Annotated in this window: 16 protein-coding genes and 1 pseudogene; 8 read left to right on the top strand and 9 right to left on the bottom strand. The window is 72.1% G+C overall.

Annotated elements, in window-relative coordinates:
* Nucleotides 1–808 (bottom strand): Ppx/GppA phosphatase family protein (locus tag GSF22_RS19075; RefSeq protein WP_208814991.1); only part of this gene is annotated, 808 nt, incomplete at its 3' end.
* A 69-nt stretch (nucleotides 809–877) separates the two neighbouring features.
* Here GSF22_RS19075 and GSF22_RS19070 point away from each other — a divergent pair.
* Nucleotides 878–1684, top strand: a complete 807-nt coding sequence (locus GSF22_RS19070; protein ID WP_208814990.1) for a hypothetical protein — start codon at nucleotides 878–880, stop codon at nucleotides 1682–1684.
* Nucleotides 1685–1742: 58 nt separating this feature from the next.
* Here the strand turns inward: GSF22_RS19070 and GSF22_RS19065 are convergent, their stop codons facing one another.
* Nucleotides 1743–2315 (bottom strand): TetR/AcrR family transcriptional regulator, encoded by a 573-nt coding sequence (locus GSF22_RS19065; protein WP_208814988.1) that lies wholly within the window; start codon nucleotides 2313–2315, stop codon nucleotides 1743–1745.
* Nucleotides 2316–2490: 175 nt separating this feature from the next.
* Here GSF22_RS19065 and GSF22_RS19060 point away from each other — a divergent pair, with 175 nt between their 5' ends.
* Complete coding sequence (locus GSF22_RS19060) at nucleotides 2491–3150, top strand: NADPH-dependent F420 reductase (RefSeq protein WP_208814987.1); 660 nt, start codon at nucleotides 2491–2493, stop codon at nucleotides 3148–3150.
* An 88-nt stretch (nucleotides 3151–3238) separates the two neighbouring features.
* On the opposite strand, the gene GSF22_RS19055 is transcribed toward GSF22_RS19060, so the two are convergent.
* Complete coding sequence (locus GSF22_RS19055; RefSeq protein ID WP_208814986.1) at nucleotides 3239–3922, bottom strand: response regulator transcription factor; 684 nt, start codon at nucleotides 3920–3922, stop codon at nucleotides 3239–3241.
* A gap of 125 nt (nucleotides 3923–4047) precedes the next feature.
* Entirely contained in the window at nucleotides 4048–5289 is a 1242-nt protein-coding gene (locus GSF22_RS19050) for a sensor histidine kinase (protein WP_439957791.1), read from the bottom strand.
* A gap of 318 nt (nucleotides 5290–5607) precedes the next feature.
* On the opposite strand from GSF22_RS19050, the gene phoU reads away from it, so the two are divergent.
* Nucleotides 5608–6255, top strand: coding sequence for a phosphate signaling complex protein PhoU (gene phoU / locus GSF22_RS19045; RefSeq protein WP_208814984.1), 648 nt, complete (start codon nucleotides 5608–5610; stop codon nucleotides 6253–6255).
* Nucleotides 6256–6348: 93 nt separating this feature from the next.
* Here the strand turns inward: phoU and GSF22_RS19040 are convergent, their stop codons facing one another.
* Complete coding sequence (locus tag GSF22_RS19040; RefSeq protein WP_208814983.1) at nucleotides 6349–7116, bottom strand: phosphoglyceromutase; 768 nt, start codon at nucleotides 7114–7116, stop codon at nucleotides 6349–6351.
* Nucleotides 7117–7266: 150 nt separating this feature from the next.
* Here GSF22_RS19040 and GSF22_RS19035 point away from each other — a divergent pair, with 150 nt between their 5' ends.
* Complete coding sequence (locus tag GSF22_RS19035; protein ID WP_208814982.1) at nucleotides 7267–8679, top strand: MDR family MFS transporter; 1413 nt, start codon at nucleotides 7267–7269, stop codon at nucleotides 8677–8679.
* A 48-nt stretch (nucleotides 8680–8727) separates the two neighbouring features.
* Nucleotides 8728–10062, top strand: a complete 1335-nt coding sequence (locus GSF22_RS19030; protein WP_208814981.1) for an MFS transporter — start codon at nucleotides 8728–8730, stop codon at nucleotides 10060–10062.
* 279 nt (nucleotides 10063–10341) lie between these two features.
* On the opposite strand, the gene GSF22_RS19025 is transcribed toward GSF22_RS19030, so the two are convergent.
* A complete protein-coding gene (locus tag GSF22_RS19025; protein ID WP_244367709.1) occupies nucleotides 10342–11154 on the bottom strand; it encodes a hypothetical protein in 813 nt (270 codons plus the stop codon).
* Here GSF22_RS19025 and GSF22_RS19020 point away from each other — a divergent pair.
* Nucleotides 11147–11353 (top strand): hypothetical protein, encoded by a 207-nt coding sequence (locus GSF22_RS19020; RefSeq protein ID WP_208814979.1) that lies wholly within the window; start codon nucleotides 11147–11149, stop codon nucleotides 11351–11353. The two genes, GSF22_RS19025 and GSF22_RS19020, sit on opposite strands and share 8 nt — an antisense overlap.
* Nucleotides 11354–11530: 177 nt before the next feature.
* Here the strand turns inward: GSF22_RS19020 and GSF22_RS19015 are convergent, their stop codons facing one another.
* The gene (locus GSF22_RS19015; protein WP_208814978.1) at nucleotides 11531–12022 is read right to left on the bottom strand and encodes a YbjN domain-containing protein; all 492 of its coding nucleotides are present in this window, start codon (nucleotides 12020–12022) and stop codon (nucleotides 11531–11533) included.
* A gap of 10 nt (nucleotides 12023–12032) precedes the next feature.
* Nucleotides 12033–13403: a D-inositol-3-phosphate glycosyltransferase gene (gene mshA, locus GSF22_RS19010; RefSeq protein WP_208814976.1), complete on the bottom strand. Its 1371-nt coding sequence runs from the start codon at nucleotides 13401–13403 to the stop codon at nucleotides 12033–12035.
* A 196-nt stretch (nucleotides 13404–13599) separates the two neighbouring features.
* On the opposite strand from mshA, the gene GSF22_RS19005 reads away from it, so the two are divergent.
* Together GSF22_RS19005 and GSF22_RS19000 are read left to right on the top strand one after the other, a co-directional pair.
* Nucleotides 13600–14364, top strand: coding sequence for an SDR family NAD(P)-dependent oxidoreductase (locus tag GSF22_RS19005; RefSeq protein ID WP_208814974.1), 765 nt, complete (start codon nucleotides 13600–13602; stop codon nucleotides 14362–14364).
* Nucleotides 14364–15179, top strand: coding sequence for a class I SAM-dependent methyltransferase (locus GSF22_RS19000; RefSeq protein WP_208814973.1), 816 nt, complete (start codon nucleotides 14364–14366; stop codon nucleotides 15177–15179). The genes GSF22_RS19005 and GSF22_RS19000 overlap by 1 nt, the downstream gene beginning before the upstream one ends.
* A 25-nt stretch (nucleotides 15180–15204) precedes the next feature.
* Here the strand turns inward: GSF22_RS19000 and GSF22_RS18995 are convergent.
* Nucleotides 15205–15348 (bottom strand): annotated as a pseudogene (locus GSF22_RS18995) (UDP-N-acetylmuramate dehydrogenase); the annotation flags it as partial.

Genomic DNA, 15348 nt, shown 5'->3' with positions numbered 1-15348 from the left:
CCCGCCCCGTGCCGACCCCCTCCAGCTCGGAGAGCTGGCTCGGCGGAATGTGCCGGATGAAGCCGGTGACCTGCCGCAGGCCGGTCAACGACAGGCTGCGTCGGGCCCAGAGCCCGGCCCCGGAGGGCGCGGCACCGGCCAACCGGGCCAGGGTGCGGAACGTCTTCGAGGTGGCGACCGGTCGTTCCCAGCCGACCGCACCGATCCGCTCCACCACCGGGTCGAGCAGACCCTCCACGTACTCCCGGAGTTCCTGCACGGCCTCGGCCGACGGCGGCACGTCGGTCTCCGGCGTCACCCGCAGCCGGTCCCGGGTCAGCCGCCCGGCCCCCAGCGGCAACGACTCCACCACCGCCGGCTCCTCGTCGATACCGGCGGCGATCTCCAGCGAGCCCCCGCCGATGTCCAGCACCAGCAGCCGGCCCGCCGACCAGCCGAACCACCGGCGGACGGCCAGGAAGGTCAGGCGCGCCTCGTCGGCACCGGTGAGCACCTCCAGGCGTACCCCGGTCTCGTCCCGGACACGGGCCAGCACCTCGGGCGCGTTGGTGGCGTCCCGCACCGCGGAGGTCGCGAACGCGATCAGGTCGTCGGCGGCCAGCTCGACCGCCGACGCACGCGCCTCGGCCACCGCCCCCACCAGCGCGTCCGCACCACCCCGGGTCAGCGCCCCGTCCGGGCCGATCTGCTCGGCCAGCCGGAGCACCGCCTTGACCGACCGCGCCGGCCAGGGGTGGGCACCGTGGTGGGCGTCGACCACCAGCAGGTGCACGGTGTTGGAGCCCACGTCGAGCACACCCAGTCGCATGTGGGCCACCCTAAGGCCCAATCGCGCGGCCAGCCGGCCGGGACCGGAGCAGCGGCGTACGCTGGCCGGGTGGCAGGCCGCACTGAGCTCCGGATACTCGTCGACGACCCGCAGGACCCGCGCAGTCGCGAGGTGGAGCTGGACTTCCCCCGCGAGTGGATAGAGTTCCTCGACCCGGCCGACAGCCGGCACCTGATCCGCGCCGACCTGACCTGGCTGCTCTCCCGCTGGACCTGTGTGTTCGGCAAGTCCTGCCACGGCATCGTCGCCGGCCGGGCCGGGGACGGCTGCTGCTCGCACGGCGCGTTCTTCACGGACGCCGACGACGAGAAGCGGGTCCGCGCCGCCGCGAAACGGCTCAGCCCGGCCACCTGGCAGCACTACCGGCGGGGCTTCAAGAACTACACCGAGATGGACAGCATCGACGGCAAGAACCCGGCCCGGCGTACCGCCACCCGGGGCGAGGACGAGCCGTGCGTCTTCCTCAACGATCCGGACTTCCCCGGTGGCGGCGGCTGCGCCCTGCACGCCCAGGCACTACGCGACGGGGCACACCCGCTGGAGTACAAACCCGACGTCTGCTGGCAGCTGCCGATCCGCCGGGACCAGGAGTGGACCAGACGCCCCGACGACACCAAGGTGCTCGTCTCCAGCCTCAGCGAATTCGACCGGCGGGGCTGGGGCGCCGGTGGGCACGACCTGGACTGGTGGTGCACCTCCTCCCCGGAGGCGCACGTCGGCACCGAGCCGATGTACCTGTCGTACGCCCCGGAGCTGACCGCGCTGATCGGCGAGGCCGCGTACGCGAAACTCGCCGAACTCTGCGCCGCGCGGGTCCGTACCGGCCTGGTCGCCCCCCACCCCGCCAGCATGTAAGGAAGGGCCCCTTCTTAACGTTTTCGGTAGAGGAAGGGCCCCTTGTTAACACCCGGGCTCAGCGGAGCGCCGCGTCGACCAGGCTGCGGGCGGCCTGCCGCGCCGCCTCGACCGCCGCCGGATCGCCGTCCAGCACCCCGGCCGCCAGACCGCCGTCGACGAGCAGCGTGAGCTGCCGGGCCAGCAGGTCGGGGTCGGCCGCGCCGGCCTGCCGGGCCAGGTCGGTCACCCAGGCCCGGACCAGGCGCTTGTGTTCGACGGTACGGGCGTGCACGGCGCTACCCGCCGGCGACTCGGCGGCGGTGTTGATGAACGCGCAGCCGTGGTACCCCTCCCGTCGGCACGCTGAGCCGAGCGCGTCGAACATCCCGACGAGCTGCTCCCGGGGCTCCGGACCGGCGGCTCTGGCGGCCGACCGGAGCGACGCGAACCAGACCTGGTCGACCCGGTCGAGGTACGCCAGGACCAACTGGTCCTTGCTCGGAAAGTGCTTGTAGAGGGTCGCCTTGGCCACCCCGGACTCGGCGATCACCGTGTCCACCCCGACGCCCCGGGGCCCGTACGCGTAGAAGAGCCGGAACGCGGTGTCCAGGATCCGCTCCCGGGCGCCACCGGGGGGTCGCTTGTCCATCCGGGCTCCTCTTCTCGCTGCTCAGGGCCATCATACAGACCGGTCTGTGTGGTCCTGTTCACCTTGTCACAGTGGGAATAGGGTGCAGAAACAAGAGAGTAGACAGACCTGTCTGTTAGTTTGACTCGCACCCGGAGCGGCGCAGTGGGCGCCGTCAGGTGTTGAGGGAGTCGACATGCGCATCGCAGTACTGGGTACCGGCATGGTGGGCCGGGCCATCGCCGGGCGTACCGCCGAACTGGGCCACGAAGTGACCATCGGTACCCGGAACGTGGCGACCCTGCGGGACCGCGACGGCGACTGGGCGGCGTGGGCCGCGCAGCACCCCGGGGTCGGGCTCGCCACCTTCGCCGACGCCACCGCCGACGCCGACCTGGTGGTCAACGCCACCTCGGGTACGGCTTCACTGGCCGCCCTGACCGCCGCCGGGGAGAAGCACCTGGCCGGGAAGGTGCTGCTCGACATCGCCAACCCGCTCGGTGTCGACCGGGGCTTTCCGTTCCCGGTCCTGAGCAGCGACGAGGAATCCCTGGCCGAGCAGATCCAACGTGCCTTCCCCGAGGCGAGGGTGGTGAAGTCGCTGAACACCCTCACCGCCGATCTGATGATCCACCCGCAGCAGCTCGCGGGGGGCGCGCACAGCGTCTTCGTCTCCGGCGACGACGCGGAGGCCAAGCAGGTCGTCACCGAACTGCTGGTCAGTTTCGGCCACACCGACGTGATCGACCTCGGGGACATCAGTACGGCGCGCGGCACCGAACTGCTGCTCTCGATCTGGCTCCGGCTCTACGGCCGGTTGGGCACGCCGCTGTTCAACTTCAAGGTCGTCCGCTGAGCGGAATGCCCGGCTGTTAGGAAGGGCCCCTTCCTATACCGAAAACGATAGGAAGGGACCCCTGCAATCAACCCAGCGGGCACCTGGCTCACGGCTCGAACTTGTAGCCCAACCCTCGCACGGTCACGATGAAGCGCGGCGCCGACGGCTCCGGCTCGACCTTCGACCGCAGCCGCTTGACGTGTACGTCCAGGGTCTTGGTGTCGCCGACGTAGTCGGCACCCCAGACCCGGTCGATGAGCTGCCCCCGGGTCAGTACCCGTCCGGCGTTGCGCAGCAGCAGCTCCAGCAGCTCGAACTCCTTCAGCGGCAGCTGCACGGGGGCTCCGTCGACGGTCACCACGTGCCGTTCGATGTCCATCCGTACCGGACCGGCGGCCAACGTCGGCGCACCGGACTCGACGGACTCGACGGACTGCCGGCGGAGTACCGCCCGGATCCGGGCCACGAGTTCCCGGGGCGAGTACGGCTTGGTGACGTAGTCGTCCGCGCCGATCTCCAAGCCGACCACCTTGTCGATCTCGCTGTCCCGGGCGGTGACCATGATGATCGGCACGTGCGAGCGCTGCCGCAGTTGCCGGCAGACCTCGGTACCGGACATCTCCGGCAGCATCAGGTCGAGCAGGACGATGTCCGCGCCGGTCCGGTCGAACTCGGTGAGGGCGGCGGTGCCGGTCGCGGCCACCGAGACCTCGAATCCCTCTTTGCGGAGCATGTAGGAGAGGGCGTCGGAGAACGACTCCTCGTCCTCGACGACCAGAACGCGGCTCAACGGGGCTGTCCTTTCCTCACCGGCGGAAGGTCCCGCCGGAGAACTTCTCTGATCCGCCGGTCATCTCGACCGCCGGGCCGTACCGGTTCACCGGTGCCGGGTCGTACCGGCCCCGACCCGACCGGTCATGCGGGCCGCAGCTCGGCCGTGCCGGCCTCGATCCCACCTACCGGACCCGACGGCAGCAGGTCGTCCGGAGGACGGGCCGGCAACCGGAGGGTGAACGTCGACCCACCGCCAAGGGTGCTCGACACCTCGACCCGGCCGCCATGGTTGCTGGCGATGTGTTTCACGATGGCCAGGCCGAGCCCGGTACCACCGGTGGCCCGGGAACGTGCCTGGTCGGCCCGGTAGAACCGCTCGAAGATCCGGTCCACGTCGTTGGGGGCGATACCGATACCCTGGTCGGTCACCGCGATCTCGATGTGCTCGGCGTCCCCCCGGGTGGCCACCGTCACGGTGGTGTCCTCCCCGGAGTACGCGATCGCGTTGTCCACCAGGTTCGCCACCGCCGTCGCGATCTGGCTGTCGTTGCCGTACACGGTCAGGTCGCGCTCACCGGCGACCTCGACCTGCACCCGCCGGGCGGCGGCTGCGGTGCGGGTCCGGTCGATCACCTCGGCGACCACCCAGTCCACCGCGACCGGTTCGGGTGGCGGCTGCGGTTCGGCCCCCTGCAACCGGGTCAGTTCGAGCAGTTCCTGCACCAGCCGGCCGAGCCGGGTCGACTCCTTCTGGATGCGCTCGGCGAACCGCCGCGCGGCCACCAGGTCCCCGGCCGGCTCCACCCCGACCGGACTGGCCGGACCGACCGAGCCGACGGAACCGGCCGGGCCGGTGGCGTCCAGCAGCGCCTCGGCGAGCAGTTGCAGCGCCCCGATCGGGGTCTTCAGCTCGTGGCTGACGTTGGCCACGAAGTCCCGCCGTACCCGGGCCAGCCGGTGCGACTCGGTCACGTCGGCCGCCTCCACGGCGACGAACCCGCTGCCGAGTCCCATCGCCCGCAGGTGCACACCGAGCGGGTCCGGACCGGCGTTGTCGCGGCCCCGGGGCAGGTCCAGCTCGATCTCGCGCCGGACGCCCGTGCGGCGCACCTGGCCGGCCAGGGTACGGATCAACGGGTGCGCGGCGACCGAACCGGGGGTCGGCCCGGTGCGCAGCAGCCCCATCGCCCGGGCGGCCGGGTTGACCAGCACCGGTACGTCGTCCCCGTCGAGGACCACCACTCCGGCGCGCAGCGAGTCGATCGCCCGTCGGCCGACCCCGGCGAGGGCGGCCTGCTCGTCCTCGGCCATCGCGGCCCTACCCCTCATCCAGGCTCGTACGCTCGCGGACCGGTCGACGCCCTGCGGGTTCCACCGGGCCAGCAGCAGCCCCACGAGCAGGCCGATCACCAACCCCGCCGCGACTGCGACCACCACTGTCCAACCCACCGGGCGATCGTAGGGTCATTGTTCACCCGGCCCGCGCACAGAACGGGAGGAATCAGACCGACGTCGAAGAAAGTTCACCCTCCGGTCCGGTCCCGTTCACCGGGGTTCACCTGCGGTCCGCCGTACCGACCTACCGTGGGCGGCGGGCGCTGGCGGACCGGTACCCCACCGGCCCGCAGACACCCGCCTATCCGTACCTCGTCGCCGGTATCCCGACCCCGGGCCGGCGGCCACCGAGCACAGGACGTGATGATGCGCGAGGAGTTCCGGGCCGACCTCCATCTGGTCAGTCAACTACTGGTCGACATGGCCGAGGCCGTCCGCGCGGCGATGCGCAACGCGACCCGGGCGCTGCTGACCGCCGACCGGGACGCCGCCGAGGCGGTGATCGCCCGGGACGCCGAGATCGACAGTCTCTACCGCCAGGTCGAGGAGCGGGTCTGCGACCTGCTCGCCCGGCAGGCGCCGGTCGCCTCCGACCTACGCGCGATGATCACCGCGCTGCACGTCGCCGCCGACGTCGAACGGATGGGCGACCTGGCCGACCACGTGGCGAAGACCGCGCTGCGCCGGCACCCCTCCCCGGCGGTACCGGCCGAACTGCGCGGCGTGTTCAAGGAGATGGCGGCGGTGGCGGACCGGATCGCGGAGAAGATCGCGTCCGTCCTCTCCGAGCCGGACGTGGACCTCGCCGCCGAACTAGACCGGGACGACGACGCGATGGACGACCTGCACCGGGACCTGTTCAAGGTGCTGCTGGACGACGACTGGCCGTACGGCGCGGAGACCGCGATCGACGGTGCGCTGCTCGGCCGGTTCTACGAGCGGTACGCCGACCACGCGGTGAACGCGGGCCGCCAGGTGATCTACCTGATCACCGGGGAACCGGTGGTCGACTGACCACACCCACACACCACGCCCTGGGGAGGGGGTGGTGTTAGGAAGGGCCCCTTCCTATACCGGATGCGATAGGAAGGGGCCCTTCCTAACCGTTCAGCGGCCCTGGTTGGCGACTGCCGCAGCGGCGTCCCGGGCGGCCTCCGGGTCGAGGTACGTGCCACCGACCACGGTCGGCCGCAGCTCCGCGTCCAGGTCGTACCGCAGCGGGATGCCGGTGGGGATGTTCAGCTTGGCGATCTCGGCGTCGGAGATCTGGTCCAGGTGCTTGACCAGGGCCCGCAGCGAGTTGCCGTGCGCGGCGACGAGGACCGTCCGGCCGGCGAGGATGTCCGGCACGATCGAGTCGTACCAGTAGGGCAGCATCCGCTCGACGACGTCCTTGAGGCACTCGGTACGCGGCATCAGCTCGCCCGGCAGCAGCGCGTAGCGCGGGTCGCCGACCTGCGAGAACTCGTCGTCGTCCGCGATCGGCGGCGGCGGGGTGTCGTACGACCGGCGCCAGAGCATGAACTGCTCCTCGCCGTACTCGTCGAGGGTCTGCTTCTTGTTCTTGCCCTGGAGGGCGCCGTAGTGGCGCTCGTTGAGCCGCCAGGACCGGCGTACCGCGATCCAGTGCCGGTCGGCGGCGTTCAGCGCCAGCTCGGCGGTCCGGATGGCCCGGCGCATGACGCTGGTGTGTACGACGTCGGGCAGCAGGTCGTGCTCGCGCAGCAGCTCGCCGCCGCGGCGGGCCTCGGCCTCGCCCTTGGCGGTCAGGTCGACGTCGACCCAGCCGGTGAAGAGGTTCTTCGCGTTCCAGTCGCTCTCGCCGTGCCGCAGCAGGACCAGCGTCCCGACGGAAGGTCGCTCGCTCGCAGTCATGCCGCTCATCCTGCCCGACCCCGCCGGGCGACATGCCGCCGGTGGTGGTGACGACCACCACGTGGAAAAGCGGATGACCAGCGCATCCGGGCGGCACTAGGTTGTAAGGCGCTGGAGATGTTTGGGTCATTACGTGTCGGGGGGCGGCAGATGCGGACGGTGCGGGGTTGGTTCCGGGAAACCACCGGCGGACTACCCAGCACCTTCTGGTACCTCTGGGTCGGCACCCTGATCAACCGGCTCGGCTCGTTCGTGTTGATCTTCCTCGCCATCTACCTGACCACGGAGCGCGGATTCTCCGCCTTCCAGGCCGGCCTGGTCCTCGGCGCCTGGGGGGTGGGCGGCGCGGTGGGCACCATGGCCGGCGGGGTGCTCGCCGACCGGTGGGGTCGGCGGCCGACGCTGCTCACCGCCCACCTCGGCGCGGCCACCATGATGGTGGCCCTCGGCCTGGCCCACGAGCTGCGGACGGTGCTGGGCGCCGCACTGCTGCTGGGCCTCTTCGCCGAGGCGGCCCGGCCGGCCTTCGGCGCCATGGTGATCGACGTGGTGCCCGCGCGGGACCGGTTGCGCGCCTTCTCGCTCAACTACTGGGCGATCAACCTCGGCTTCGCCTGCGCCGCGCTGCTCGCCGGGCTCGCCGCCGAGGCCGGCTACCTGCTGCTCTTCGTCGTCGACGCGGCCACCACCCTGGTCACCGCGGTCGTCGTCTTCGTCAAGGTGGGTGAGACGCGCACGGCCGTCGTCGCGCATCCCACCACAGCCACGGGTACCCGTCCGGGCGGACTGGGGACCGCGCTGCGGGACCGGGTCTTCCTGGTCTTCGTGCTGCTCAACCTCTTCAACGCGCTGATCTTCCTCCAGCACATCTCGATGCTCCCGATCGCGATGGGCGCCGACGGTCTCCCGCCCGCCTCCTACGGGTCGGTGATCGCGCTGAACGGTGTGCTCATCGTCGCGGGCCAGCTCTTCGTCCCCCGTCTGATCCGGGGGCGTAGCCGGTCCCACGTGCTGGCACTCGCCTCGGCCATCGTCGGGATCGGGTTCGGGCTGACCGCCTTCGCCGACGCCGCCTGGTTCTACGCGGTCACCGTGCTGATCTGGACCCTCGGCGAGATGCTCAACTCGCCGTCCAACTCCAGCCTGATCGCCGAACTCTCCCCCGCCGACCTGCGCGGCCGTTACCAAAGTGTCTTCTCCCTCTCCTGGCAGATCGCCGGGGCGTCCGCACCGATCCTCGGGGGCCTGGTCCGGGAGCGGCTGGGCGACCCGGTCCTCTGGCTCGGCTGCGCCGCGCTGGGACTGCTGGTCGCCGGGGCGCACCTGGCGTCCGGCCCGGCCCGGGAGCGGCGGGCCGCCACGCTGCGCCTGGCCACCACACCGGTGACGGCCCCGGCGGTCGACGCACCGCCGACGGTCGCTGCCGCCTCGGCGGCGGCACCGGCCGCCACCACCGGCCCGGCCGCCGTCGCCGCCACCGCGGTCGGACCGGCGGTCGGTGCCACGCCGGACGGGGTACCGGCCACCGCCGCGACCGAGCCGCTTGACGCGGCCCGCCGCTGATCAGATAGCGTCCGGGGCGAGCTGTTAGGAAAGTTTCCAGGAGGATCCGTGTCCGCCCTGCGGCGCTGGCTGCACGACACTGCGGGAGGGTTGCCCGCCACCTTCTGGTACCTCTGGTCCGGACTGCTGATCAACCGGGCCGGCGCCTTCGTGGTCCTGTTCCTGTCGCTCTACCTGAGTGACGTCCGGGACGCCAGCACGGCGCTCACCGGCCTGGTCGTCGGGGCGTACGGGGCCGGCGGCGCGGTCGGTGTGCTGCTCGGGGGCGTGCTCGCCGACCGGTGGGGCCGGCGGGCCACCCTGCTCTGGTCACACGTCGCGTCCGGCGCCACGATGGTCGCGCTCGCCGTCACCGGCAACCTGCTGGTCATCGCGGTGCTCGCCACGCTGCTCGGCGTGGTCCACTCCATGCCCAGCCCGGCGTACGTCGCCGCGATCATCGACGTGGTACCGCCGGAGCGCCGTTCCCGGGCGTTCAACCTCCAGTTCTGGGCGTTCAACCTCGGGATGGCGGTCGCCTCCCTGCTCGCCGGGGTACTGGCCGAGGCCAGCTACCTGGCGCTCTTCCTGGTCGACGCGGGGGCGGCGCTGACCACCGCCGTACTGATCGCCTGGAAGGTACCGGAGACCCTGGCGCGGAGCCGGCGTGGAGCCGCGACCGGCGGGGTCCGACCGGGTGGTGCCACTGGGGGTGGGCTGCGTACCGCGCTGACCGACCGGACCTTCCTGGTCTTCGTCGGACTGACCTTCGTGCTGGCGGTGCTGACCACCCAGACGTCCACGATCCTGCCGCTGTCGATCCGGGCCGACGGGCTCGGCCCGTCCGCGTACGGGCTGGTGGTGGCGGTCGGCGGGGCACTCATCGTGCTGGGGCAGCTCTTCGTACCCAGGTTGCTGGACGGCCACCGCAAGCACCGGGTGCTGGCCGTCTCCACGGGGCTGATGGGGGTGGGGTTCGGTGCGCTGGCTTTCGCCGACGGGTTACCGCTGTACCTGGCGGCCTGCGTGACCTGGACCATCGGGTCGATGCTCGCCGCGCCGCCCAACGCCGAGATCAACGCGGAGTTGGCACCGGCTCCACTGCGGGCCCGTTACCAGTCGGTCTTCTATCTGACCTTTCCGGCAGCGGCGTTCGTGGCACCGACGCTCGGCGGGGTCAGCCTCCAGTACCTGGGGGACGGCCACTGGATCGTCGTCGGTGGAGTGGGTCTCCTCGCGGTGGTCGGGCACCTGCTGGCCGGACCGCCCCGGGAGCGCCGGGTCGCCGCGCTCTGGTCGCCGGGCCCTCCCGGGTCACCGGGCGCTCCTGGCTCACCGGCGCCGACATCGTCGGGTCCTACGTCCCCGGTGCCCGGCGGCGGCGGGCGACACTCACCCCCGTAAGCGTCGCCCGCACGCGCCGCCGGTGTACAGGTGACCACCGTCCCCCAACGGCAAACGGTCACCTGTCCTCCAGCACCCCGCTCGGTGCGCGGATCTGCGTGATCCGCCGCTCCCCCGAACGTTTCCGAGCGTGGTGCGGTGCAATAAAGTTAGATCGGCCAGAATCCAGAAACAACCTGATCGGGCTGTCTCGCCGGTCACACCGACCGTTCCGGTGGCGGCACCCGGCCTCGGATATGGCCAACGTCGTCCATGGGGCCTGCATTCCCCGAATTCCGGTCAACCATCCTCACGATCGGGTGACTCGGTACGGAAGAAATTGCTCTGCCGCCCGTCCCGCAACTGCTCCTGATAGATCAGATTCAGCCGTCGGGCGTCGAATGTCCGGAACCACTCCTCCCAGGTGATCTGTTTCAGCCGGGAGCTCTCCCGGTACCCCGGCATGTTGAAGGTCAGCACCCCGGGCCGGCCGTCCCGTTCGGTCCCGGTGATCGTCGCCGGTTTCGCCTGTCGGGCCCGTGCCCAGCGACGGATCACGTCGTGGTTCTTGGTGACCAGACTGCGGCCGGGACGTTCCGGCTGGTCGCTGAGCGAGGAGATCTGCTGGGCGTACCGCACCGACCGGGACCGGGTGGCGCCCTGCCGGGCCCCGCCGGTCGCGCTGGCGGTCCGGGAGCGCCCGGCTGTCCCGGTACCCGGTTTCGTCGGTCCACCGGTCCGAGCAGCCGGCGCGGCACGCTTGGCCGCCGCCCCGGTGCGTTTGGCCGCCGTGCCGGTGCGGTTGCTGGTCGACGCGGCGCGGCCGGCTGCCGGCCCGGTGCGTTTGGCCCCCGTCGGGCCGGTGCGTTTCGCCCCCGCCGGGCCGCCGGCCTGTCTGGCCGCGCCGCCCGGACGTCGCTGCCCCCGCATCGCGCGGGCCAGGGTCGACATCAGATCCGGCTTGCGCAGCCCGGACGTACCGGTGACACCCAGGCGGCGCAATTCGGCCCGGATCTCGTCCACCCGCATCCGGGCGATGTCGGCCTCGGCGATCCGGCCCGCACCGGACGCCCGGTTACGCACCATCGCGGTACCGGACGACCGGTTGCGCATCGTTGTGGTGGCGCCGGACGTCCGGTTCGCCGTACCCGACGTCCGGCCCTTCGTCGCGGTCGCCGTACCCGACGACCGGCCCTTCGTCGCGGTCGCCGTACCCGACGACCGGCTCCTCGTCGCCGTCGCCGTCGCCGTACCCGACGACCGGCTCCTCGTCGCCGTCGCGGTACCACCGCGACCTGAACTGTTCCGCTGAGGCATGGCGTTCTCACGCTCCTCGACAGTGGCGTCTCCCGGCGGTACGGGGAGTGCACCGCCCCGCCGCACGCGACGGCATACCCGTCCGTGGGCAGCCAAACCTGCGAGGTCAGGTGTTAACAGGGGGCCCTTCCTCTACCGAAAACGTTAAGAAGGGGCCCTTCCTTACCGCTTGTCACCGCTCGAAGAGGTGGGCGAAGGCGGCCAGGTTGGCGGTGGACTCGCCGCGTTTGACCCGCCACTCCCACTCCCGCCGGATCGCCGTGCCGAAACCGATCTCCAACATGGTGTCGAAGGACTCGTCGGCGTAGGTGAGTACCGCCCCGAGCAGCCGGTCGAGTTCGTCCTCGGTGACCCCGCCCAGGCTGACCCGGCCGGTCAGGTAGACGTCGCCGACCGCGTCGATGGAGAAGGCCACGCCGTACATCCGGGCGTTGCGCTGGAGCAGCCAGGCCCACAGTTCCTCGCGACGCTCGTCCGGCTGGCGCATCACGAACGCCTCGACCCGCAGCGAGTGCTCGCCGACGATCAGGTTGCAGATCGTCTTCAGTTTGTGCGTACCGGGCAGGGTGACCGCGTACGACGCCTCGCCGGTGGACTCGTACGCCAGCTCACGTTCGGTGCAGACGGTCTCGATCAGGGCCGCCACATCGCTCTTGGCGCTCATCGGGCCCACTCTACGGCCGGCTGCCGCAACCCGCTCCGTACCCGCTCAGCTCCGCCTCCAGCCGGGACCGGTGCTCCGCCATCGCCTCGGCGTACACGTCGAGCAGACCGGAGACCGTACGGGTCCAGGAGAAGTTGCGGGCATGTGCCACCGCACCCCGGGACAGTTCCGCGCGGCGGGCCGACGCGGGCAGCAGCCGGCCCAGGGTACGGGCCCAGTCGACCGGGTCGTGGCCGTCGACCAGCAGGCCGCTCACCTCGTCCCGGACGGCGGTGACCAGACCACCCACCGCTGCGGCCACCACCGGGGTACCGCAGGCCTGGGCCTCCAGGGCGACCAGCCCGAACGACTCGTTGTGCGAGGGGACCGCCACCAGGTCGGCCGCCCGGTAGAGCGCCGGCAGGTCGGGGCCGGTGGCCGGCGGCCGGAACCGTACCCGGTCGGCGACGCCGAGCGACGCGGCCAGTTCGATCAGGGCGGTGGGCCGGTCCAGCCCGCTTCCGCTGGGCCCACCGGCGATCACCACGGTGACCTGTGCGGCCAGCTCCGGATCCCGCTCCCGCAGTGCGGCGATGGCGTGTACCAGCACGTCCGGTGCCTTCAACGGCTGGATCCGGCCGACAAAGGCGACCACGTACCCGTCGACGGGCAGACCGAGCCGGCGGCGTTCGGCCCGTCGGGTCGCCGCCTCCCGACCGGCGGTCGCCGGCCGGAACCGGTCGAGGTCCACCCCGGGCTCGACCACGGCGACCCGGCCCGGGTCGGCGTCGTACCGGGCGATCAGGTCCCGGGCCTCCACGCCGGTGTTGGCGACCAGCCGGTCCGCCTCGGCCACCACCTGCTCCTCGCCGATCACCCGGGCCTTCGGCTCCGGACGGTCGCCAACCGCGAGCCGGGCGTTCTTGACCTTGGCAAGGGTGTGCGCGGTGTGCACCAGCGGCACTCCCCAACGTTCCTTGGCCAGCCAGCCGACCTGACCGGAGAGCCAGTAGTGGGAGTGGATGAGGTCGTAGTGGCCCGGCGGCCGGGCGGCCTCGGTCCGGAGCACCCCGGCGGTGAACGCGCAGAGCTGGCCGGGCAGTTCCTCCTTGGTCAGGCCCTCCAGCGGGCCGGAGGCGACGTGCCGGACGGTCACACCGGGCGCCATCTCGACCACCGGCGGCAGGTCGCGGGCGGTGGCCCGGGTGAAGATCTCGACCTCCACGTCGGCCTCGGCCAACCGGCGGGCGACCTCCAGGATGTAGACGTTCATCCCACCCGCGTCACCGGTGCCGGGTTGGTGCAGCGGAGAGGTGTGCACCGAGAGGGTCGCGATCCGTCGGGGCCGGGGCCACGGCAGCGCACCACGCTGGCGACCGACACCGGTGTGCATTTCCGCCACATCCGCTCCTTCTGCCACGGTTACAGGCCGTCCCGCACGACCGGCGCCCCAGAAGCAACCTCTGCGCCGGATTTCATCTTCCCGTTCGGCGGATCGACATTCCTCGGGCCGTCGACCGACGTGACCCACCTCATGCGTCGGGTCCGGCATCCCACCGCCCCGCCGGACCGGCCGACGGGTCGGCGAGAATGGTCCGATGACCTCCGTCGCGATCGTCACCGGCGCCTCCAGCGGCATCGGCGCGGCCACCGCCCGCCGCCTCGCCCGGGAGGGCTTCCACGTACTCGCCGCCGCCCGTCGGGCCGACCGGTTGGCCGACCTGGTCGCCGAGATCGAACAGGCCGGCGGCTCCGCCACCGCGGTCACCTGCGACGTGACCTCGGACGAGTCGGTCGCCGGGCTGGCCGCCGCCGCCGGGCAGGCCCCCGGCCCGGTCACCCTGCTGGTCAACAACGCCGGCGGCGCACGCGGCCTGGACCCGGTCGAGTCCGGCTCGGTCGGGGACTGGCAGTGGATGTACGACGTGAACGTGCTCGGCACCCTCCGGGTCACCCAGGCGCTGCTGCCCGCCCTGGAGTCCTCGGGTGCGGGCACCATCGTGGTGGTCAGCTCGACCGCCGGTTTCACCGTCTACGAGGGCGGTGGCGGGTACGCGGCGGCGAAGCACGCCCAGACCGCGGTCACCGGGACACTGCGCCTGGAACTGTGCGGCCGGCCGGTCCGGGTCGTCGAGATCGATCCCGGGATGGTGCGGACCGACGAGTTCGGCCTGGTCCGCTTCGACGGGGACGCCGACCGGGCGGCGGCGGTGTACGCCGGGGTGGCCGAGCCGCTGGTGGCCGAGGACGTGGCCGACTGCATCGCCTGGTGTGCCACCCGCCCGCAGCACGTCAACATCGACCGGCTGGTGGTCCGCCCGCTGGCCCAGGCCGCCCAGCACAAGGTGCACCGGGTCGGCTGATGGCCCGGGTTACGCCGCAGGGCGTGGCGGCCCGGGTTACGCCGCAGGGCGTGGTGACCCGGGGGACGACCAACCCGAACCGGCTGCGCCGGGTCGACAACTGGATCGCCGCGACCTGCGGGAACCTGCTGCGGGACGCCGCCGACCCGCTGGTGGTGGACCTCGGCTACGGTGCCTCCCCGGTCACCGCCGTCGAGCTGCGGGCCCGGCTGGCCGCCCTGGTCCGGCCGGACGTACGGGTGGTCGGGCTGGAGATCGACCCGCAGCGGGTCGCCGACGCGGCACCCGCCGCCGATCCGCCCGGGTTGACCTTCGCCCGGGGCGGGTTCGAACTCGCCGGGCTCCGTCCGGTCCTGGTCCGGGCGTTCAACGTGCTCCGGCAGTACGACGAGTCGGCGGTGGCGGGTGCCTGGCGGACGGTCACGGACGGGCTGGCCCCGGGTGGCGTACTGGTCGAGGGGACCTGCGACGAACTGGGCCGGCTGGGTGCCTGGCTGCTGGTCGACGGCAGCGGACCCCGGTCGCTCACCCTGGCCGCCCGGCTGTCCGCCCTGGACACCCCGGCGACGCTCGCCGAGCGGCTGCCCAAGGCCCTGATCCATCACAACGTACCCGGCGAACCGGTGCACGCGTTCGTCACCGCGCTGGACGACGGGTGGCGGGCGGCAGCGCCGTACGCGCCGTTCGGCCCCCGGCAGCGTTGGCTGCACGCGGTCGGGGCGATACGCGCGGCCGGCTGGCCGCTGCTGGACCGGCCGAACCGGTGGCGGCTCGGTGAACTGACGGTGGCCTGGTCGGCGGTCGCCCCGGCCTGACGCCGGTCCCCGCTGGTGGCGGGAGTCAGATGACGCAGTTGACGAGTACCGGCTCGGGGTGCAGGGTCACGCCGAACCGGTCGTGCACGCCGTCCCGGATCTGGCGGGCCAGCGCCACCAGGGCTGCCGTGGACCCGTCCCCCCGGTTGGTCAGCGCGAGGGTGTGCTT

This window comes from Micromonospora echinofusca (genome assembly GCF_017614955.1).
GTDB classification, from domain to species: domain Bacteria; phylum Actinomycetota; class Actinomycetes; order Mycobacteriales; family Micromonosporaceae; genus Micromonospora; species Micromonospora echinofusca_A.
Note: the sequence above shows the minus strand (reverse complement) of the source record. Positions and strands in the feature narration are given on the sequence as shown.